The organism is Vibrio sp. 1069, assembly GCF_033340555.1.
Genome location: NZ_JAWOWP010000633.1, coordinates 1 through 594, shown reverse-complemented (window position 1 = coordinate 594; position 594 = coordinate 1). Strand labels below are relative to the sequence as shown.

The 594-nt window shown below is 46.1% G+C and carries 1 protein-coding gene and 1 pseudogene; one reads left to right on the top strand and one right to left on the bottom strand.

Features of this window, described 5'->3' with window-relative positions:
• Positions 1 to 308 (top strand): ankyrin repeat domain-containing protein (locus R7040_RS28165; protein WP_318097844.1); only part of this gene is annotated, 308 nt, incomplete at its 5' end.
• 118 nt (positions 309 to 426) lie between these two features.
• On the opposite strand, the pseudogene R7040_RS28160 reads toward R7040_RS28165, so the two are convergent.
• Positions 427 to 594, bottom strand: a pseudogene (locus tag R7040_RS28160) (isochorismatase family protein); the annotation flags it as partial.

Genomic DNA, 594 nt, shown 5'->3' with positions numbered 1-594 from the left:
TATCACAAGGTTTCCCGATTGATCAGCGCAACAACGAAAGTTACACCGCGCTAATGGTGGCGGCATATCAGGGTAATAAAGACACGGTACGGTTACTGCTCGACTCTGGAGCGAATGCCTGTTTACAAGACAAGCGTGGTAACACGGCCCTGATGGGGGCGCTGATTAAGCGCGAAATTAGTATAGCGAAAGACTTGTATCAAGCGGAATGTTCGCCCGATTTGCGCAACAAAGCCGGACTCGACTTGAAGACGTTTGCAGAGATTTATGGCCAGTCGGAAGTGTTGAAATCTCTTCAGAATAAATAGAGCAAAAACAGATCAAGAAAAACCAAGCAAGCAAATGATGAGTAAGACGCGATCCCAAAATAAGCAAATAAAAACGGCCCAGAAATCTGGGCCGTTTTTACACAAGGAAACCGGTTAATTACGCGAAGCGCTCAACAATAATGTCATCGGCATTTTTGACAAACAGTGCGCCTTTTTCTTTCATCTCTGCGATCACGCTGTCCACCGTATCTGGCAGAACGGCGCGAGTTGCAGCTAGATTCACAATCACCTTAAAGCCGAGATCTAACGCTTGCATAACGGATTT